The following is a 19,958-nucleotide window of genomic DNA, read 5'->3' on the forward strand; positions in this document are numbered from 1 at the left end:
AATCGAAATCAACCCCCGCCCCTGCCCCGCCGCATCCAGCAACTTCGCCAGGTTCGCCACAATCCTCCCGCCCGTCGCGGCAAACGGATGCCCCGCCGCCAGCGAGCTGCCCTTGACGTTCAGGCGGCTGCGATCAATCGAGCCCAGCGGCGCGTCCAGCCCGAGCCGGGTCTTGCAGTATTCCGGATCCTCCCAGGCCTTCAACGTGCACAACACTTGCGCGGCAAAGGCCTCGTGGATTTCGTAGTAGTCGAAGTCCTGCAAGGTCAAACCATTGCGCGCCAGCAAGCGTGGCACCGCGTACACCGGCGCCATCAAAAGTCCTTCGGCACCGTTGACGAAATCCACCGCCGCCGCTTCGCCGTCGCGCAGATACGCAAGTATCGGCAGACCACGTTCCTTGGCCCACTCCTCGCTGCCCAACAGCACCACCGACGCGCCATCGGTCAGCGGCGTCGAGTTGCCGGCGGTCAGCGTACCCTTGGCGCTTTTCTCGAAGGCCGGTTTCAGGGTCGCGAGTTTTTCCAGGGTCAGGTCCGGGCGCAGGTTGTTGTCGCGGGTCAAGCCGAGGAATGGGGTCATCAGGTCGTTGTGCCAGCCTTCGCTGTAGGACGCCGCCAGTTTGTGGTGGCTTTCGAAGGCCAGTTGATCCTGTTCTTCGCGGGGGATGTTCCAGGTCTGCGCCATCAGTTCGCAGTGCTCGCCCATCGACAGACCGGTGCGCGGTTCGCCGTTGCGCGGGAATTCGGGGATCAGGTGTTTAGGGCGCAATTGCAGAAAGGTCTTGAGCTTGTCGCCGGTGGTCTTGGCGCGGTTGGCTTGCAGAAGGATCTTGCGCAGGCCTTCGCTGACGCTGATCGGCGCGTCCGATGTGGTGTCGACGCCGCCGGCAATGCCGCAGTCGATCTGGCCAAGGGCGATCTTGTTTGCCACCAGCAACGCCGCTTCCAGGCCGGTGCCGCAGGCCTGCTGAATGTCGTAGGCCGGGGTCGCCGGCGACAACCGCGAACCGAGCACGCATTCGCGGGTCAGGTTCATATCCCGTGACAATTTCAGCACCGCCCCCGCGACCACTTCGCCGATGCGCTGGCCGTGCAGGTTGTAGCGTTCGATCAGGCCTTCGAGGGCGGCGGTGAGCATCACCTGATTGCTGGCGGTGGCATACGGCCCGTTGGAACGGGCGAACGGAATGCGGTTGCCACCAATGATCGCGACGCGGCGCAGCTGACTCATGAAAAACTCCTTGTGAAATTCTGAATTGAAAAACGATCCCTGTGGGAGCGAGCCTGCTCGCGATGGCTGACTGTCAGGCGCCAGGATGTTGAAGCTGACGACGCCTTCGCGAGCAGGCTCGCTCCCACAAGGTCCGCATTTATCTGCAAGACCTGCTAAACCTCAGTGTTCTAGCGTAGGCCTTATTGCGTGGATCGAACGATTGATTGCCCTTCGCAGTCCACACTTTGAACCCCATCTTCTGGAGAGCGTTCCATGTCTGACCGCTATATCGACTTCGCCAACTCGTCCATCGGCCACCGTCTGGTCGGAGCCCTGGGCCTGCCGTCGCCGGTGCGGCTGGAACGCTGGCAGGCCGGGCGCCTGCGGCCGGTGGACGGTGCGCTGCTGATCGGCGGTGGTCCGCTGGCCGAGCGGGTCAGCACCTTCGCCAATCGCCTGACCGACGCGATCTACCGCTACGGCGACCAGCCGGCGAGCGCCACCCAATGGATTCCCGGCCATGGCCCGAAACTCAAGGCCGTGGTGTTCGACGCCAGCGATTTGCAGCACACCGACCAGCTCAAGCAGCTGCGCGAGTTCTTCCAGCCGTTGATGAAAAACCTCAACACCAGCGCGCACCTGGTGATTCTCGGCCGCGCCCCGGAAACCTTGCGTGAACCGTTTGCCGCCAGCGCACAGCGAGCGCTTGAAGGCTTCTCTCGCTCGCTGGCCAAGGAACTGCGCAGCGGTGGCACGCTGCAACTGATCTACGTCGGCGAAGGTGCTGAGGATCAGCTCGAAGGGCCGCTGCGGTTTTTCCTCTCGCCGAAAAGCGCGTTCGTCTCCGGGCAAGTGATCCGTCTGACGGCCTGCGCCACCCAGGTCACCGACTGGACGCGCCCGTTGGCCGGACGTATAGCACTGGTTACCGGCGCGGCGCGCGGCATCGGCGCCTCCATCGCCGAAACCCTGGCCAGGGACGGCGCCGAAGTGATCCTGCTCGACGTGCCGCCGGCCAAGACCGATCTCGAAGCCCTCGCCGCACGTCTCGGCGGGCGCGCCATCACCCTCGACATCTGCGCCGAAGATGCTGCCGCGCAACTGATCGAACAGCTGCCGGACGGCCTCGACATTCTGGTGCACAACGCCGGCATCACCCGTGACAAGACCCTGGCCAACATGACGCCGGAATTCTGGGACGCGGTGTTGGCGGTCAACCTCAACGCACCGCAAGTGCTGACCAAAGCCCTGCTCGACAGCGGCACTCTGCGCGATAACGCCCGGGTCATTCTGCTGGCCTCGATCAGCGGCATCGCCGGCAATCGCGGGCAGACCAACTACGCGGCAAGCAAAGCCGGGCTGATCGGACTGGCCCAGGCCTGGGCGCCGACCCTGCTGGAACGCGGTATCAGCATCAACGCCGTGGCGCCGGGGTTCATCGAGACCCAGATGACCGCGCACATCCCGTTCGGCCTGCGTGAAGCCGGGCGGCGCATGAGTTCGCTGGGCCAGGGCGGCCTGCCGCAGGACGTCGCCGAAGCCGTGGCCTGGCTGGCCCAGCCGGGCACCGGCGCGTTCACCGGGCAAGCGCTGCGGGTGTGCGGCCAAAGCGTTCTGGGGGCCTGAACATGAGCATCGAATGGCAAACGCTGCACCAGGAACCGAGCCTGCCGGGGCTGTATGCCCGGGCGGCGACCCGACGCAAAATCACCGGCACCACCCTGCCCGACAGCGGTTTGCGCTGCGCCGTCGAGGTGGCTGGCAAACGTCTGGCGGCGTATCGCAAGGTCTGCGGTTTCGCCGATGACGGCCTGCTGCCGCCGACCTATCCGCATATCCTCGCGTTCGCGCTGCAGATGCAATTGCTGACGGCCAAAGACTTTCCGTTCCCGCTGCTGGGGCTGATTCATCTGAGCAATCGCATCCGCGTATTGCGGCCGATGGGCGGGATCAGTCGTGCGCAAGTCAGCGTCCGGGTGCATAACCTGCAACCCCATCCCAAAGGCGCGACCTTCGATCTGCTGACCACCCTCGACGATCAACTCGGCCCGTTGTGGGAAGCCGAAAGCCAAATGCTCTGTCGCGGCGTGAAGCTTGAAGGCGAACCGGTCGAACAGGCCTGGGAGCCGGCGCTGCCGCTGATGCAAGTGGCGCAATGGAAGGCCCCGGCGGACATCGGCCGGCAGTACGCGAAAGTCTCCGGCGACTACAACCCGATCCACCTGAGTGCCGCCAGTGCCAAGCTGTTCGGTTTCCCCACGGCCATCGCCCACGGGTTATGGAACGAGGCCCGCACACTGGCAGCTCTGGCAGATCATCTGCCCAAGGCCAACCTTGAGGTCACCGTGCACTTTCGCAAACCGGTGCGCCTGCCGAGCGAGGTGAGCCTGTTCGCCAGCGCTGCCGGTTCCAGCGGTGAGTTACGCCTGATCGGCGCCGGGGATCTGGAGCACATGGTGGGCAACTGGCAGCCGGTAGCCTGACATCGAGGCCGGGAAAACCTGCTCAATTGTGTATATATCACTTAAGTTTTCCCGCGCCGCACAAACATCCCTCGCCGAAACCCAGCCTTGATTTTCAAGGCTTTTTTTTGCGCGCCTATATCCTCGGTATTAGTCGTTAGGCGGCATTCGCAGCCCCCTGCATAAAGGCGTTAATACCAACTTGAGAATGGCGTGGATCCGGCCTTGCGACTGATATGAGCACAACGGACGAAGGCACTGCCGGCAACAGAATCGGCGGGCCATCGAAAACAACAAACGTTGTGACAGGTGCAAGGAATAACGCTCATGAAAACTCAGATGAAAGCTCAGGCGGCGTGGTGCAAATCGGCAACGGCACTGGCCCTCATTCTCTCCCTCGGTCTGGCCGGTTGCAGCAGTGGCGGCGGCGGTCATCACAGCAGTTCCGGCAGTTCTTCCCCCGACAGCTCGACTGCAGGTACTGGTGGCACGGGTGGAGCCGGAGACACCGCGGGCACTGGCGGCACTGGCGGTACTGGTGGAACGGGAGGGACAACGGATCCGACCAATCCGACCAATCCCACCGACCCGACGGATCCGACCAACCCAACCAACCCGAGTACACCGACACCTCTGGTTACCACCACCCTGGTGCAGGACGTCGGCAATACCGTCAGCGGCGTCGGCGATGGTGTCGGCCAGGTCGGTGATTCCCTGAGCGGCGTGCCTGTCGTTGGCGGCGTGGTGCAAAGCGCGGCCCGGACTGCCGGCAACGTAGTGACCACGCTGGGTGACGGCGTAGCCAACGGCATCGGCAAACTGGCGACCACCGACAATGGTCTGGGCGTCACCGCTTCGGCGGTCGGCGGCGTGGTGCAGGATGTGGGTAACGGCGTGTCCGACCTGAGCGGCAAACTGGCCACTGCCACGGGCAGCGTCCCCGTGGTTGGCGGTGTGGTAACCAAGGTCGCCCCAGTGCTCAACGGGGTCGGCGAAAAGGTCACCATGCTCGGCGACACCCTCAGCACCGCCACCACCACCGGCCCACTCGGCTCGGTTACCAAAGAAGTCGGCAGCAAACTGGTGCCGGTGATTGCCATGGTCGAAAGCACCACGGACAAACTCGGTACGGCTACAGGGCTGGGCGCGCCGTTGAACGGTTTGGTCCAGAAGGTCGGCAGCACGGTTGACGGCGTGGGTGACAAGGTCACTGTCGCCGGCAACGGCAACGCCCTGACCAACACCGTCGGCGGTGCCCTGAGCAATGTCGGCACTGCGGTCGGCAAGGCCGGCGGGCTGGTAGACAACGGCACCGGTTCGGGAACGGGCGTCGGTGGCGGTCTGGGCAGCAATGGCCTGCTGCAAACCGTCGGCGGCGCAGTCGTGAACGTCGGCGCCGGCTTGAGCAGCGGCAATGGCAGCCTCGCCGCACCGGGTGGTGTTCTGGCAGCGGCCGGCAACACCGTGGCCTCGCTCAACACCGTGCTCGGCGGTTCGGGCTCGCCGATCACCAGCCCGACCACTCCCCTGGCAACCCTGGGCAACAACGTGGGTGCCGGACTTGCGCCAGTCACCACCGCGGTCACCAGCCTGACCCAGAACGTCGGCGCCACCACCGGGCTCGGCACTCCGGTCGCGGGTCTCACCAGCCAGGTTGGCGGCGCCGTCGGCAATCTGGGCAACGCGATCGCCGGCACCAACAGCAACCCGGTCGTGGCGGCGGTCGGCAACACTGTCACCACGGTGGGCAACACCGTCACTGCGGTCGGCGGACTGGTCAACGGTGGCACTGCCACCGGGACTGGCGGCGGACTGGGTGGCGTCCTCGGCGGCCTGACCGGCGCGTTGGGAGGGAACAATCGCTGATTTGCACCTGGCCGATTCGACGGCCGAACCTACAGCGCCTACGCTTGGTTGAGGGCGGAAGATTCCCACGAGTCTTCCGCTTTTTTCTTAGGAGAAAACCCGCCCGGTGCTGGGGTTTGAACATGGAGTGTCCTATGCGCGTTATGGCATCCCTGCTGTTTCTCAGTCTCAGTTCCACCGCCCTCGCCGACACCCTGCCCAGTTTTCTCAACAGCAACGAAACCATCCGCAACCTGCCGGTGCCGAACCTGCCCGCCGACGCCTACCGGCCGAACGCGGCGCCGCTGCAAGTGCCGGAGCCCGGTGCCACGGCCGCCCAGCCGTTGCTGATGGGCACAAAGATTAACCTCAGGACTGTGCAGATCGAAGGCGGCACGCTCTACCCGCTGAACGAACTGGCCGAAATCTACAAACCGCTGATCGGCCGCGAGAGCAGCCTCGCCGACCTGATCGAAGCCACCCGCAACATCACCCGTCGCTACCAGCAGGACGGTTATCTGCTGTCATACGCCTTCCTGCCACAACAGACCTTCGACGACGGCGTGGCGCGCGTCGTGCTGGTGGAAGGCTACGTGCGGGACGTGCAGATCGCGGGCGACGTCGGGCGGGTCAAAGCCCTGCTCGACCGATTGGCCGCCAAGCTCCAGGCCGAACGCCCGCTGACGCGCAAGACGTTCGAGCGCTACACCACACTGATGACCCGCATTCCCGGCGTGACGATCCAGGCCCAGGTGCCGCCGCCCGGCACCACCGACGGTGCAACCACGCTGGTGGCCCAAGCCAGCCGCAAACCGTTCACCAGCACCCTGAGCACCACCGAAGACAACCGCAACGGCACCCAGGCATTGCTCGGCGTCAGCAGCAATTCACAAACCTCGATGGGCGAACAGTTGAGCCTCAGCGGCCTGTTTCCACCGGGAGATGATCACGAGCATTACTACCGGCTGGACTACAACCAGTTCATCAACGACGAAGGCGCGCAACTGAGCCTGTCGGCCTCGCGCTACCGGGCCGATCCCGGCACCAATGTGCTGTTGAACAACGGACTGGAACTCAAGCCACACCGCGAAAACGACCGTTATTCGCTCGGTTTCACCTTGCCGCTGATTGCCGCCTCGGATGAACTGCTGACTGCCGGATCACGCCTGTACGCCGTCAATGACAAGACCCGCTACAACGTGATCGGCTACCCGCTGAGCGTCGAAGAACGCACCGACATCCGCGCCCTCGCCTTCGAAAGCGACTGGCGCAAGGCCGATGCCCGGCAACTGCGTATTCTCAGCGGCGGCGTGTACCAGGGCTTCGACAGCCTGGGCGCGCACACCAACAACAGCGCCATCGACCTCGATTTTTTCAGGGTGCGTCTGTCGGGGGTGCAGAGCGACAAGTTCTTTGATAACTGGCAAGGCGTACTGTCAGCCGCGTTGTACTGGAGCGACGACACCCTGCCCGACAGTGAGCGTGCGGTGTTCGGCGGGCAGAATTTCGGCCGTGGTTATCCCGATGATCAGGCGTCCGGCGACAAGGGCTGGGGCGTGGCTTACGAAATCAACTACAGCTTCAACCGCGACGGCAATTGGGTGCGCATCCTGCAACCGTACTTCGTGCTCGATCGCTCGCGCAGCTGGTTCAATGAATTGCCGGTACAGGCCAATAACCTGTCATCGGCGGCGCTCGGCCTGAGATTCGGCGATGCGAAGTACTACAACATCGCCCTGGAAGCCGCCAAGGCGATGTCGGATGAAGCGCTGGATACGTTCAATCGCCGGCCACGTTACAGCATCAGCTTCAGTTATCAGCTGTAGCACGACCGACCGCTGAATCAGAAGGCGTAGCGGACTTTCGCCGTGAAACCGTCAGCGTCAAAACCGCTGGCGGTCACGTAGTTGTAAGACCCGCCGACGCTCCACGCGCCCATCCGATAGTTGGCGCCCAGACCCAGTTCATAACTGTCACGAACCGGGGTGGTGCCACGGCTGGTGAACGAATCGCCGCCCAGCACGAACGACGACGTGGTGCCGGTCTTGTCGCCAATGACGTCGTGCCAGGCTATCAGCTTCGCTTCGGGTTCGAGGCTGCCGGTGCCCACATCGAATGCCGCCGCCAGACGCGCGCCGACACCCATCTCGCCCACCTCATAGCGCTGACTGCCGACATTCAGCGAAGCCGAACTGCCCTTCTCGCGATAGCTGTCCATGCCCACATTGGCGTAACGCGCCCCGACCTGCGGCTCCAGCACCACATCCGGCATCAGGCGCACGGTGTACCCGGCCAGCGCGCTGACGCCGAATACGTTGCTGTCGTAATCACCCTTGGCGCGGGTACCGGCGATGTAGCGGCGCGACTCGTTGTCGTTCCAGCCATACATCAGCGACGAATCAACGAACCAGTTGTCGTGCGTCCAGTTGCCGTACAGGGTCAGCGCATGGCCGGTGACCTGGGTCTTGTTGCCACGATCGGATTTCACATCGGTGTCGAGGTAGCTGTACGCCAGACCGACCGCCAGATCAGCATTCAACTGGCCATCGGCACCCACGGCGATGCCGTGGCTGTCGGCATCGTAACCACTGACACCACGACGCTCATCCTGGTTGGCGTCGCTGCTCAAGGCTTGCAGCCAGACACCTTTGTCCGTGGCAGCGCCACTGGTACGGGCACGGCTGGAGCGATCATTGATGACGCCCGACACCAGCGTCTGACTGTTGGTGGCCGCGTGAAGCACCCCACGGCTGACATCCGGGCTGAGGGTTTCGGACAACCGCGCCAATTGCGCATCGGTGCTGGCGTTGGCGAACGCCTGGAACACCGGATCCTGCTCATCGAGCCGCGACAACAGACTCGACACGCGGCCCACAACCGTTGCGGCATTGCGACTGCCACCCGCCACAAGGGTGTTTTGCGCCAACACCTCTTCGGACTTGTTGGTCACCACTGACGTGATGTCGCTGCCCACAACCCCAAAACTCTTCACATCCAGCAAAGCAGAGGAAGAGGTCACGGTGAGGTTATTGCCGCCGATTAGACTGCCCGAGCTGATCAGGGTGTACTTCGTACCACCCTGTGTCACACGGAAATCACTGGAGCGCGCCAAAAGACGCAACGTCGCACCCGGCGCGATATCGGTAGTGCCCGTGACCTTCAATACCGGCAACGCCGGATTGGTGTCATTGCCCAGGTACATTTCCAGCACCGAGTCGGACTCTTCCATATCGAAGTCACCGATGATCGTGGTGTGTGGTTTCACCAGCGTCAGCGTCCCGTCCTCGATGGTCACGTAACCGGATTTGATGGTCGAACCGTCGAAAACAGCATCGCCGTCGATGATCACGCCGGACAGACCGATCAGATCCCCTTTGACCGTACCGCCAAAAAAGTCGAAATAGCTTTCGCCGTCATCGACCTGGATTGCCGACGTCCCACCCTCGATCGAACCGGTCAGTTGATAAATGGTAAACGGCAACGCATTGAGAGCCTGACCGCTGACATGCACACCAATCGACTCGCCGTAGATCGTCCCGGAGTTGAACAGATTGAAACCACCCGTCCCCGCCGAAGTATTGAAGTTAACGCCTTCGAAAGTGACGGCTTCGGCGTTTGCTCCGGTGGCGCGAATGGTGCCCGTGTTGTTCACGATGCTTTTGAGAGTGGCACCGTCGAGAAACAGACCCAATGCATCAGGGCCGGCAACATTGATTGTGCCGTTGTTGGTGACTCCAGCCAGCTGGGTATGTACCAACATCACGCCGCCGGCAGTCGCCCCACTGACATCGATCAGCCCGTCGTTGGAAAGCGAGCCGTTGAATGTGCTGCCGATGTCGGAAAGACCGGTTGAGCTGCCGGACCCCGCCAGGCCGTGAACAATAATGGAACCCTTGTTGATCACACTGTAGGCGACAGTGGTTGGCGTCGCACCGGCGGCTCCCAGATTGATACCGATGCCATGATTGGCCCCGTCAATCCGGATAGTGCCGTTATTGCGCAACTGGTCAGCCGCCAGCCCCATGAACTGGGCGCCGTAGGTCAAGGTCGACGGCGAGCCGGGAGTAATGATCCCGTTGCCGTTCAGATCGACAAGACCGTAGTTCTGCAGATTGCTGTTCAATGGCCCACCGCTCAGGTCATAACTCAGACTGGCACCGGCAGCGGAAACAACGCAGGCGTGCAGCGAAGCCACAGCGATGGACAACGCCAGAAGCGAGTGGCGCAAACGATCAGTATTCAAACGAGATTCCCTTCCAAAACATGAAAAACAGTTTCAGCAGGGGTATCGAATTCACTCAGGCATCCCTACCGAACCCACCAGGTCGTCCGGTTTGGGCGCGGGGAATGTACATGAGCCATCATTTCGACACCATCAAAATGTCAAACGAATGGCGTCAATTTCAAGATCGGCGTATTCGAAGTAGAAGCTGCATGAGCACTCAGGAGACATTGACCTTTGGCTTGGGAAACAGATTGTCCAGGGTCTCCAGCAGCCGCACGTGATAGATCGGCTTGCGGAACAGGTCGAGCACCTGCAACCGCAGCATGTCGCTCACATCCTCCATGTCCGCGTGCCCCGACGTCACGATCACCGGGAGATGCTGGCGCGAGGTGTGCTCGCGCAGGCGCTTGATCAGCGACATGCCGCTTTCCTCCGGCATGCGCAGATCGGTGATTACCAGAGCGATATCGGGATGGCGGGTCAGGTGATGCAGGGCGAGTTTGACCGAGGTGGCGGTATGACAGACGAAGCCTTCGCCTTCCAGCAACTCCGCCAGCTCCAGCAACGCGTCCTCTTCGTCGTCAACCAGAAGCAACTGTTGGCGTGAGGAAGAAGACACGTTCATGGGCAGTACCTGAAAGCTGAATGGTAGATCGAGTGTAGCCCGACATCAGCAAGGTGCTGGCGCAACCATGCTGTGGCTTATGGCGTTGGCCGGGTTTGCGTCGTGCCGCCCAGTGACACCAGAACGTTGTTGAAGATCGCCAGCATCCGATCACCCAGCGGAGTGACGAAAACGACCACCACCACGGCGACCATGGCCACGACGATGGCGTATTCAATTGCCGACGCACCGTCTTCATGTTTGTAGAGCAGCAAAGCTCTGGCCATTAAATAATCAACGATCATTCGAAACATATGCCCACTCCTTTGCGCTCCTGGCGCCGATGTCACAGCAGCGACAAAGCGTTCGCCGTGCCATTTGAGCATTGTCAACAAACCCCCACCCAACAACTGTAAGAACGGATTAGTCATAAAGGATTAGTCGTTTCGTCAAACTCGGCATTTCGACTGCTGATTGGCCAACACCCATACTTTCGTGGGTTATTTGTCTGTCACTAATGGCGTTTTGGCTTGTTTCAGCTAGCGTGGAAATAGCGAAATAGTTGGATGTTCATAGCTGCCTGATTGCGATGTTCCCTTGGTAGGAAGTGCGGGCTGGTAGTGCAGCAGGAAAGGGAGAGCCGTCATGAACAGTCGTGTGACCATTGGCCTTGCAGCGGCGCTTTTACTGGGGGCCATCGTTGTCGGATATTGGGGGCTGGTGCTCAGCCGGCAACCTGCTCCGGTTGCCGAGGCCCCCGCGCCGACGGTGGTCACCGTCGAAAAAACCGTCGCTGCCGCCGAAGACCAGACCCGCCAGCCGGTCGTGGTCCTGGTGCGTGACGTCCCGCCCTTCACCCCCCTCACTGCCGCCGATCTGGCCGTTGAAAAACTGCGCAGCGCCCCCGCCGGCAGCCTCGGCACCATCGAGCAGGCAGTGGGTCGCACTCCGTGGCGTCACCTGAGCGCCGGCACCTGGCTCAACGAAGAAAGCTTCGAGGCCGGCGGCACACTGGCGCGCATGATCCACAAAGATGAGCGCGCGCTGGCCGTGTCAGTTGATGAAGTGATCGGCGCGGCCGGGCAGTTGATCCCCGGGGATTACGTCGACGTGCTGTTGTTCCTGCGCCAGGACGCCAGCAACCCGCAGCAGTCGGCGCAAATTGTGGTGCCGGCCATGCGCGTGCTCGGTGTCGGCGAACAATACGGCCTGACCAACGACGGTCAACCGTCCGCTCCCGCCATGAGTGCCGACGACAAGATCAAACAGGACCAGCGCCGGCTCACCGCGCGCACCGTGGTGCTGGCGGTGCCTGAACAGTTGTTGAGTCGAATGATGCTCGCCACCCAGGTCGGGACGTTGCGCCTGGCCGTGCGCAGCAGCGAAGAACAGCGCCTGGCCAGGTATTGGGCCGGCGAACGTCAGGCGCCGGACAAACTGGTGGCCGCCAACAGCCAGCTCTTCCAGTTCACTCAGTTGGCGCTGGGGACCGCGCCGAAAACCGCGCCCGGCAGCGACCACAGCGGTGCGATACGGCACGCGGTGGAAGTGATTCGCGGCAATCAGACCAACCCACAAAACCCATGACTGAGCAAGGATCCAAGTGCATGCAGAGTCGTTCCTGGCCGATCGTCAATCCCGTGCTCCGGGCCATGCTGCTGATGGGACTGTCAATCAATGCCGCGCAGGCGGCCACCGGCAACTGCGCGGCCCTCGGGCGCTTGCCGCCAGTGATCGAAATCAACGAAGGCTGGCAGCAGGACATGCAATCACCGGTGGCGATCACGCGCCTGGCCATCGGCGATCCGAAAATCGCCGACGTGCATGCCAATGGCAACTCATCGTTTCTGCTTACCGCCGTGGCGCCGGGCGCTACCAGTCTGATGGTCTGGACCGGCTGCTCCAGCGAGCCGCGCCAGAGCATGGTGTTCGTCAAGGGCGCCGCCACCTCGGCCCTCACCAACACCGGTGCGCTGCCGTCGGATGATGCGCTGTTGCCGTCCCAGGTGCAGACCGACATTCGTTTTGTCGAAGTCAGCCGCACCAAGCTCAAGCAGGCCTCGGCTTCGCTGATCGGCACCCGCGGTAATTTCCTGTTCGGTTCCCCCGGCACCTTGCCGCCCATCGACGGCGTCCCGCAACCGCGACTGCCGGTGGACAACTCGCTGTTCAACTTCTCGTGGATCGGCGGCAAGACCATGGCGATCATCAATGCCCTCGAGGGCAGCGGCTTCGCCTATACCCTGGCGCGGCCAAGCCTGGTGGCCCTCAACGGGCAGAGTGCGAGTTTCCTCGCAGGCGGGCAGATTCCGATTCCGGTGCCCAGCTCCGGCAGCGACAACGTGTCGATCGAATACAAGGAGTTCGGCATCCGCCTGACCCTGACGCCCACCATCATCAGCCACGATCGCATCGCCCTGAAAGTGGCGCCGGAAGTCAGCGAACTGGACCTCAGCAACGCGGTGAACATCGCCGGCACCACCGTGCCGGCCCTGACCATCCGCCGCACCGACACCAGCATTTCTCTCGCCGATGGTGAGAGTTTTGTCATCAGCGGTTTGATCAGTACCAGCAACAGTTCCCAGGTCGACAAGTTTCCCGGGCTGGGCGATATCCCGGTGCTTGGGGCTTTTTTCAAGAGCTCGCAGATCAAGCGCGAAGAGCGAGAGCTGCTGATGATCGTCACCCCGCACCTGGTGCGTCCGCTCTCGGCGGAGGCGCAACTGCCGTCGTTGCCGGGTGAAAAACTGCGCAACTACGACCCGAATTTCTACCGCATGTTTTTCCTGGAAAACGGTAACTTCGACAAGCGCAGCGGGTTGTCCCAATGAGCCAGAGCCTGAGTCAGACCTTCCTCGCCATCACCCGCAACAACACCGACCTGGAGTGGCTGCAAAGCGCGCTTGCGCCGTTGGGCCAGGTGGTCAGTGCCGGTGGCGGCAGCCTCGACGAATTGCTCGCGCTGGTGGACGTCACCTTCGCCAGCCTGGTGTTCGTCGGCCTCGACCGGGAACACGTGGTGGCCCAGAGCGCGCTGATCGAAGGCGCGCTGGAGGCCAAGCCGATGCTGGCGATCGTTGCCCTCGGCGACGGCATGGACAATCAGCTTGTACTCAATGCGATGCGCGCCGGGGCCCGGGATTTCGTCGCCTATGGCTCGCGCTCCAGTGAAGTGGCCGGGCTGGTGCGCCGCTTGAGCAAACGCCTGCCGCCGGTGACCCACAACGCGCAACTGGGCGGCCTGACGGTGTTGTACGGCGTACAGAGCAGTTCCGACGGCGCGCTACTGGCCAACCATATGGCACTGGTGGTGCAAAAGAGCGGGCAGCAGACGCTGCTGCTGGACCTCGGGCTGCCCCGTGGCGACAGCCTGGCGCTGTTGGGGCTGGAGAGCTCGTTCCACTTCGGCGATGCCTTGCGTCACCTGCGCAGGCTCGACGCCACGCTGATCGACAGTGCGTTCACCAGTGCCGAAGCGGGGCTGCGGATTCTGGCCTACGCCGACAATGACGCCCCCCTGGAAAGCACCAGCGCCGCCGAGCTGTTCATGTTGCTCAGCGCCTTGCGCCAGCACTTCCAGCACATCGTCGTGAACCTCACCGGCCAGCCTGACAGCGAGGCCCTGCGGACCTTTGTCAGCCATTGCGACAAGCTGATCTGGTACACCGACCAGAGCGTGCTCGATTGCCGACGCAATCTGGCGGTGTTCAATCTGTGGCGGGAAAAAGGCATGAAGCTCGATCACGGACGGCTGTTGGTCGACCGCTATCTGAGCAACGTTGCGCCAGATGCGGACACACTCGGCAAGACTTTCAACCTGGAAGTGATCGCGGTACTTGCCTTGAGCCCGGAGCTGCGCATGAACGCGAAGAACCAGGGCGTCAGCCTGTTTGAACTGGCGCCCAGGGAAAAACTCACCCAGAGCCTGCGGGTACTCGGCGAACGGCTGGCCAAGCGCTCCGAAGGTCTGGCCAAACCCAAGGTCACCTGGTTCGACCGGCTGCGAGGCACCTCATGAGCCCGGAAAAACTCTTCGGTGCGCCGGCGCGAGGCCAGTCGGGCAATGTTGACCACGAAGGCCTGAAACTGGTCCTGCATCGCTACATCATCGATGCCATCGAGGAGTCCGGGAAAAACCTGCTGGAAGGCTCGCGGCAGTTGCTGGCGCAATTTGTCACCGACAAGGTCGCCGAATACATCGCCCGTCTGCACCTGGCGATTTCCCGTTACGAGATGGAGCGGCTGGGGGAAGAAATCGTCGATGAGCTGACCGGCTTCGGTCCGCTGGAAGTCTTGCTGCGCGACAGCGCCGTCACCGAAATCCTGGTCAACGGCCCGCATCGGGTGTTCGTCGAGCGTGACGGGGTACTGCATCAGAGTGATCTGCGCTTTATCGATGCACACCACGTCGAACGGGTCATGCAGCGCATTCTCGCGCCGCTCGGTCGGCGGCTGGACGAGTCTTCGCCGATGGTCGATGCGCGCCTGCCCGACGGCAGCCGGGTCAACGCGATCATCCCGCCGATCGCCCTCGACGGTCCCTGCCTGTCGATTCGGAAATTCCGCAAGGACATGCTCAAGAGCAGCGACCTGATCGCGATGCAGACCATCGACCTGCCGATTTTCGAGTGTTTCCAGGAGGCCGTGGGCAAGCGCTGCAATATCCTGATCAGCGGCGGCACGGGCACCGGCAAGACCACGCTGCTGAACATTCTCAGCCAATTGATCAACCCCCACGAACGGCTGGTGACCATCGAAGACGTTGCCGAACTGCAACTCGGCCACCCTCACGTGGTGCGTCTGGAAACCCGGCCGCCGAATGCCGAGGGCCATGGCGAGGTCAAGGCCAGCGACCTGATCCGCAACGCCCTGCGGATGCGCCCGGACCGGATCATTCTCGGCGAAATCCGCGGCGTCGAAGTGCTCGACGTGTTGACGGCGATGAACACCGGTCACGACGGCTCGATGAGCACGGTCCACGCCAACAACGCCCAGGATGCGTTGCTGCGCCTGGAAACCCTGGTCGGCCTGACCGGCCGCACGGTGGCCGAACGCACCCTGCGGCAGATGATCTGCGCAGCACTCGACGTGATCATTCAGTTGACCCGCATGCCCGACGGTCGCCGCTGTGTCAGTGAAGTGGTGGAAGTGGTCGGCGTGCGTGAAGACGTGTACGTCACCAACACCCTGTTCCGTCTGGATCGACGCACCGGTTTCGGCTTCCTGCGCGAAGCGGTCAACCCGGCCGGCGACAAGTTGCGGCACGAGTCGAGTCTGGGCTGAACGCATGGAGCCTTCGTCATGATCGGACCGGTTATTCTGATCGCCCTCTGTCTGCTGCTGTTGGGGTTGTCGATTCGCCTGTTCCTGCAGGGCGTGCGCAAGACTGCCAACGAACGGGTGCTCTCTCGCCTCGCCGTCGGACAACCGCAAGCAACGGCCGAAAAAAACTCGTGGACCGGTCTGGAGCGGATGTTCCTGCGGGCAGGCCTTGGCCGGCCGAGCGAGCGATTCGGGCTTTGGCTGTCGTTGTGGGTCGTGGCCATGATGCTGGGTTATCTGCTGGCCGACTGGATCGGTCTGTTGGTGCTGATACTGGCGCCGCCGCTGATTTTGCGCTTGTACATCGCCTGGCTGTATCGACGCCGGCTCAATCGGATGATCGAACAGTTACCGCAGTTGCTCGACCACACCGTGCGCAGCCTCAAGTCCGGCCGGACCCTGAGCGATGCAGTGATGGGCGGTATCGAGGCCAGTGAGGACCCGCTGAAAGCCGCGATGGGCCGGGTGCAGCGCAACGTGCAGTTGGGGGTGAATCTGCCGGACGCGGTCAGCGATTTCGCCGAGCTCTACGAGCAGGACGAACTGCGCATGTTCGCCCTGGGCCTGAAGGTCAACCATCGCTACGGCGGCAATGCCAGCGAGTTGCTGGAGAACCTGATCAAACTGATTCGCGAACGTGACCAGGGTGCCCGGCAATTGCGCGCGCTGACCGGCGAAACGCGGATGACCGCGTGGGTACTCGGATCGCTGCCGGTGATTCTCGTCACTTACTTCATGCTGACCAATCCCGGCTACATGCTCGGCATGTGGAACGACTCGGGCGGTCGAACCATGCTGATTGTCGCGGTGGTGTTGCAGGTCTCCGGTTGCCTGGCGCTGTGGCGCATGCTGAGGAGTGTCTGACATGCTGATGCTGGCCAGTCTCATGCTGTTGCTCGGGGCGTTGTTGCTGGTCGGCAACCACCTGCTGACCGAGCGGCGTCGAGTGCGTCAGGTCAACCAGCGTCTGCAGGGCCACCTGGTGCGCGAGAACCGTTTCGGCAACTGGCTGCGGGCACTGGGCAGCAGCCGGTTCGGCCAGCGCTCTGTAAGCATCGACAGTGAAACCCAGACCCTGCTCAGCCGGCTCGGCTGGCGCCGGGCCAGCGAGCGTTCGCTGTTTGCCGCCTGCCAGATTGGCACGCCGCTGCTGACACTGGGGCTGGGCGTGTTTCTGAAAGAAGTGTTTTTCCCCCTCGCCCCCAACGGTTGGCTGGTCCCGATGATCGCCACCGGTGTCGGCTACCTGCTACCCAAGCGCCTGCTGGCGTACGCCGCTGCCCGGCGGCAGAAAATCATTGCGGTGGAAGTGTCGACGTTCATTCCCCTGCTGCGAATCCTGTTCGAGTCCGGCATGGCCGTCGAGCAGGCCCTGCGTGTACTCAGCAGCGAGGGGCAAAAACTGCTGCCGGAACTGACCGGCGAACTGCGTCTGATCCTGGCCCGTGTCGACTCGGGCCTGGAACTCGGACAAGAGTTGAACAAGGCGGCCGCGATGCTGGCGGTGGATGAGTTCACCGACACCTGCGTGATCCTGCAACAACTGATTCAACAGGGCGGCGGCGCGATGAAATCGTTGCTGACGCTCAAGCAACTGCTGGATGACCGACGCCTGACACGCTTGCAGGAATACATCTCGAAGATGTCGGCGAAGATGTCGGTGGTCATGATGCTGTTGCTGTTCCCGGCCTTGCTGATCGTTTTGGCGGGACCCGGTTTTACCGCAATCACCCGGGCGTTTGCGTCCTGACAATGAAAATGACAATGGCGATGGCGATGGAGAGCGATTGATGAAAGCACTGATGGTCATGGCTAGCCTGTTGCTGCTCGGCGGTTGCGCAACCGACGGTCAGGCACCGTGGACGACGATGCTGGCGCCGGCCAGCTGCAGCAAGTTGAGCTCCGAACAGGAGCTGTCGCTGAACCTCGCCGATGATCTGGTCAGCGACGGCAAGCTGCACGCCAGCCTGGCCAATCTGCAGGGTCTGCCCGACAACCTCGTCGAGGTGCGGCTGCGCAAGGCCAAGGTCTATCGCCTGCTGGGACGCAGTGAAGCCGAGCCGTTGTATCGCAGTCTGCTGGGCACATGCCTGAACGCCGACGCCGAACATGGCCTGGGCCAGTTGTACGCCGCCCGTGGTGACAACGGCCAGGCGCAGGCCCACCTGCAACGGGCGGCGCGGCTGGCGCCGACCAATGAAAACATCCGCAATGATCTGGGCGTGGTGTACCTCAATCAGCTGCGGCTCGAGGACGCTCGTTTCGAGTTCCTGACCGCCATCGAGCTGAAGCAGAACAATCAGTTGGCGACGCTGAATCTGGTGACCCTGCTGCTCTACCAGAACAACTGGCAGCAAGCCGCCGAAGTGGTCAGCCGCGCGCACCTGACCCCGGAGCAGTTCAGCGATGCCCAGGAGCGTGCGGAGAAACTCAAGTCGCCGGTCAGAGCCAGACCCGTCGCTGGCAATCAGGTCGCGGTGGCGATTGATCCGCAACCGGCGATCAAGTGAGCCTCAAGGAGATGCCATGAACACGTTCAAGACCCTGTGTTGCCTGAGCCTGTTGAGTCTGCCGCTCGGCGCGCTGGCCATCGACGCCGGCCCGGCCTCGGCCCAGCAGCAGGAAACCGAAGGCTGGCTGTTGCTGCAAAGCCGCAACAAGGCCGCGTCCCCCGATCCGCAGGCGGCCACGGCCACCGAGCGTGAGCTGGCGATGCAGCGCTGGTTGAAGAAGTACAAATATGAAATCCCCGATTTCTACGACCCGGATGCCGGGGGCAAGATCGAGACAAATAACTGATTCGGGGAGACACCATGGCGTCTGTCCCGGTCGGCCCAAGGGCCGCCGGGGACAACAATCAGTGCGCCGTAACCCGCTGCCGCAAGGCCGCCGAACTCGGAGACAAGGCCAGCGCCAACTGCGTGCGGTTGTGCATGTGGGTCAGGCGCAACACCTGCGAAACGTAAAGTTTTACGGTGTTTTCGGTGATGCCGAGCTCACAGGCAATCTGATAATTGGTCTGTCCCTTGCCCACCAGGCGCGCCACGTCCAGTTGCCGTGGCGACAGCTGATTGAAGATCGACGGGATTTCCAGCTCACCGGCCTCACGGTGCGCCTCATCACTGACGGGCGCCGGCGCGCGACGCACCTTGTCCAGATCCTGATAAAGATCATCGATGGACGACGACAGGTCCTGAAGTTTTTGATTCAGATGGCCCAGTTGCAGGGTTTTCTGCCGCTCCTGCAGCACCGCTTCCTGGCGTTGCAGGCCTTCGAGCAATTCATCCAGATTGACCGGTTTCTGGTAGTAGTCGGCAATCCCGGCGCGCAAGGCCTTGATCACGTCCTGCTTGTCGGCGCGGCCGGTGAGCATGATGGCTTCGAACGCCCGGTGTTTGCCGGCCAGCCGTTGCAGTTCCTGCACCAGTTGAATGCCGTCCATGTCCGGCATATGCAGATCGCACAGCACCAGACCGATAGCAGTGTCGCCCGTAAAACGCTCGATCGCCTCTTTGCTGGACTCGCACGGCACACAGCGGTAGCCGCTGCTCTCGAGAAATTCACAGAGTTCTTCGACGATCAGAGGCTGATCATCGACAACGATGACTTTTACCGCAGATGTAAGCTTGTTCACGTGCCACTCCATGCCCGGGCCAAAAACTGACCATTCCTGTACTGTCAGCCGCTGGCTGTATAACTCGTTATTTTGAAGGTAGACCCACTTTCCGACTATGTACATAAGACTAGTGGCGCTTGGCGACTAATGGATCCAAGGTAGTGCAAGCACAAATCCGATCAGCACAAACGGCGCAAATGGCAGCTTTTTTGACACGGATGGCGCCATATACCGAAGTCGGTGCCTAAGCCCTTGACTCATATGCAGCCAGACTCTTGGCGCAAGCAGAATCCAGATCAGGCTCGCCGCACCGGCGCCGATAAAAATCCCGAGCAGCGAGACGCCGTCCGTCGCAAGACCAAGAGCTGTCATTAGTTTCACATCACCGGCGCCCATTCGGCCCATGAAATACCCGGGCAACGTGAATGCCAGGGCCACGACACAGGCCCAGCCTCCCTGCCCGGCTTCGGCGCCCATCCAGGTGGTACCGAAAAACAGCAGATAGACCAGCGCGAGAGTCCCGACGCCCAGCGTCAAAACGTTGGCAATTCGTCGTTGCCGGGCATCCTGAGCCGCGCACGCGGTCAACCAGATCAGAAGGACAAGGCTTTGCATCCGGTAAAAACCGTCCGTTTTTGCTGAATGATTCTATGCTGATACTACGCAGTG

Annotated in this window: 18 protein-coding genes; 12 read left to right on the top strand and 6 right to left on the bottom strand. The window is 62.2% G+C overall.

Annotation, left to right across the window (positions count from 1 at the left end; genetic code table 11):
* On the bottom strand, nt 1-1,233 hold a 1,233-nt coding region (locus CAF80_RS16695), incomplete at its 3' end, for an acetyl-CoA C-acetyltransferase (protein WP_085695706.1).
* Nucleotides 1,234-1,488: 255 nt separating this feature from the next.
* On the opposite strand from CAF80_RS16695, the gene CAF80_RS16700 reads away from it, so the two are divergent.
* The 4 genes from CAF80_RS16700 (at nt 1,489) to CAF80_RS16715 (ending at nt 7,348) form a co-directional block, all read left to right on the top strand.
* Entirely contained in the window at nt 1,489-2,841 is a 1,353-nt protein-coding gene (locus CAF80_RS16700) for a 3-oxoacyl-ACP reductase (protein WP_085667768.1), read from the top strand.
* 2 nt (nt 2,842-2,843) lie between these two features.
* The gene (locus CAF80_RS16705; protein WP_085667767.1) at nt 2,844-3,698 is read left to right on the top strand and encodes a MaoC/PaaZ C-terminal domain-containing protein; all 855 of its coding nucleotides are present in this window, start codon (nt 2,844-2,846) and stop codon (nt 3,696-3,698) included.
* 306 nt (nt 3,699-4,004) lie between these two features.
* Nucleotides 4,005-5,543: a collagen-like triple helix repeat-containing protein gene (locus CAF80_RS16710; RefSeq protein ID WP_170928288.1), complete on the top strand. Its 1,539-nt coding sequence runs from the start codon at nt 4,005-4,007 to the stop codon at nt 5,541-5,543.
* Between the two features lie 134 nt (nt 5,544-5,677).
* Nucleotides 5,678-7,348, top strand: coding sequence for a ShlB/FhaC/HecB family hemolysin secretion/activation protein (locus CAF80_RS16715; protein WP_085667766.1), 1,671 nt, complete (start codon nt 5,678-5,680; stop codon nt 7,346-7,348).
* A 17-nt stretch (nt 7,349-7,365) separates the two neighbouring features.
* Here the strand turns inward: CAF80_RS16715 and CAF80_RS16720 are convergent, their stop codons facing one another.
* From CAF80_RS16720 to CAF80_RS16730, 3 genes are all read right to left on the bottom strand, one after another.
* Nucleotides 7,366-9,765: an autotransporter outer membrane beta-barrel domain-containing protein gene (locus tag CAF80_RS16720; protein WP_085667765.1), complete on the bottom strand. Its 2,400-nt coding sequence runs from the start codon at nt 9,763-9,765 to the stop codon at nt 7,366-7,368.
* Between the two features lie 199 nt (nt 9,766-9,964).
* On the bottom strand, nt 9,965-10,372 hold the full coding sequence (locus CAF80_RS16725) for a response regulator (protein ID WP_039772480.1): 408 nt from the start codon (nt 10,370-10,372) through the stop codon (nt 9,965-9,967).
* Nucleotides 10,373-10,449: 77 nt separating this feature from the next.
* Complete coding sequence (locus tag CAF80_RS16730; protein ID WP_092163870.1) at nt 10,450-10,665, bottom strand: Flp family type IVb pilin; 216 nt, start codon at nt 10,663-10,665, stop codon at nt 10,450-10,452.
* Between the two features lie 331 nt (nt 10,666-10,996).
* Here CAF80_RS16730 and cpaB point away from each other — a divergent pair, with 331 nt between their 5' ends.
* From cpaB to CAF80_RS16770, 8 genes are read left to right on the top strand one after another with little or no spacing between them, the layout of a single operon-like run.
* Nucleotides 10,997-11,938, top strand: a complete 942-nt coding sequence (cpaB, locus tag CAF80_RS16735) for a Flp pilus assembly protein CpaB (RefSeq protein ID WP_039772482.1) — start codon at nt 10,997-10,999, stop codon at nt 11,936-11,938.
* Between the two features lie 20 nt (nt 11,939-11,958).
* Nucleotides 11,959-13,182: a type II and III secretion system protein family protein gene (locus tag CAF80_RS16740; protein WP_039772485.1), complete on the top strand. Its 1,224-nt coding sequence runs from the start codon at nt 11,959-11,961 to the stop codon at nt 13,180-13,182.
* Nucleotides 13,179-14,369: a pilus assembly protein gene (locus CAF80_RS16745; protein WP_039772487.1), complete on the top strand. Its 1,191-nt coding sequence runs from the start codon at nt 13,179-13,181 to the stop codon at nt 14,367-14,369. The genes CAF80_RS16740 and CAF80_RS16745 overlap by 4 nt, the downstream gene beginning before the upstream one ends.
* Nucleotides 14,366-15,634: a CpaF family protein gene (locus CAF80_RS16750; RefSeq protein ID WP_085667764.1), complete on the top strand. Its 1,269-nt coding sequence runs from the start codon at nt 14,366-14,368 to the stop codon at nt 15,632-15,634. Before CAF80_RS16745 ends, CAF80_RS16750 begins: the two co-directional genes overlap by 4 nt.
* Before the next feature lie 18 nt (nt 15,635-15,652).
* Nucleotides 15,653-16,537, top strand: coding sequence for a type II secretion system F family protein (locus CAF80_RS16755; RefSeq protein ID WP_085667763.1), 885 nt, complete (start codon nt 15,653-15,655; stop codon nt 16,535-16,537).
* Nucleotide 16,538: 1 nt separating this feature from the next.
* The gene (locus tag CAF80_RS16760; protein ID WP_039772493.1) at nt 16,539-17,423 is read left to right on the top strand and encodes a type II secretion system F family protein; all 885 of its coding nucleotides are present in this window, start codon (nt 16,539-16,541) and stop codon (nt 17,421-17,423) included.
* 40 nt (nt 17,424-17,463) lie between these two features.
* Nucleotides 17,464-18,183, top strand: coding sequence for a tetratricopeptide repeat protein (locus tag CAF80_RS16765; protein WP_074689732.1), 720 nt, complete (start codon nt 17,464-17,466; stop codon nt 18,181-18,183).
* Nucleotides 18,184-18,199: 16 nt separating this feature from the next.
* Complete coding sequence (locus tag CAF80_RS16770; RefSeq protein WP_039772498.1) at nt 18,200-18,472, top strand: DUF3613 domain-containing protein; 273 nt, start codon at nt 18,200-18,202, stop codon at nt 18,470-18,472.
* 58 nt (nt 18,473-18,530) lie between these two features.
* Here the strand turns inward: CAF80_RS16770 and CAF80_RS16775 are convergent, their stop codons facing one another.
* Both CAF80_RS16775 and CAF80_RS16780 read right to left on the bottom strand, forming a co-directional pair.
* Nucleotides 18,531-19,307, bottom strand: coding sequence for a response regulator transcription factor (locus CAF80_RS16775; RefSeq protein WP_039772513.1), 777 nt, complete (start codon nt 19,305-19,307; stop codon nt 18,531-18,533).
* Nucleotides 19,308-19,433: 126 nt separating this feature from the next.
* On the bottom strand, nt 19,434-19,904 hold the full coding sequence (locus tag CAF80_RS16780) for a prepilin peptidase (protein ID WP_039772500.1): 471 nt from the start codon (nt 19,902-19,904) through the stop codon (nt 19,434-19,436).
* Nucleotides 19,905-19,958 lie beyond the last annotated feature (54 nt).

The organism is Pseudomonas sp. B34(2017) (assembly GCF_002112915.1).
GTDB lineage: Bacteria > Pseudomonadota > Gammaproteobacteria > Pseudomonadales > Pseudomonadaceae > Aquipseudomonas > Aquipseudomonas pharyngis.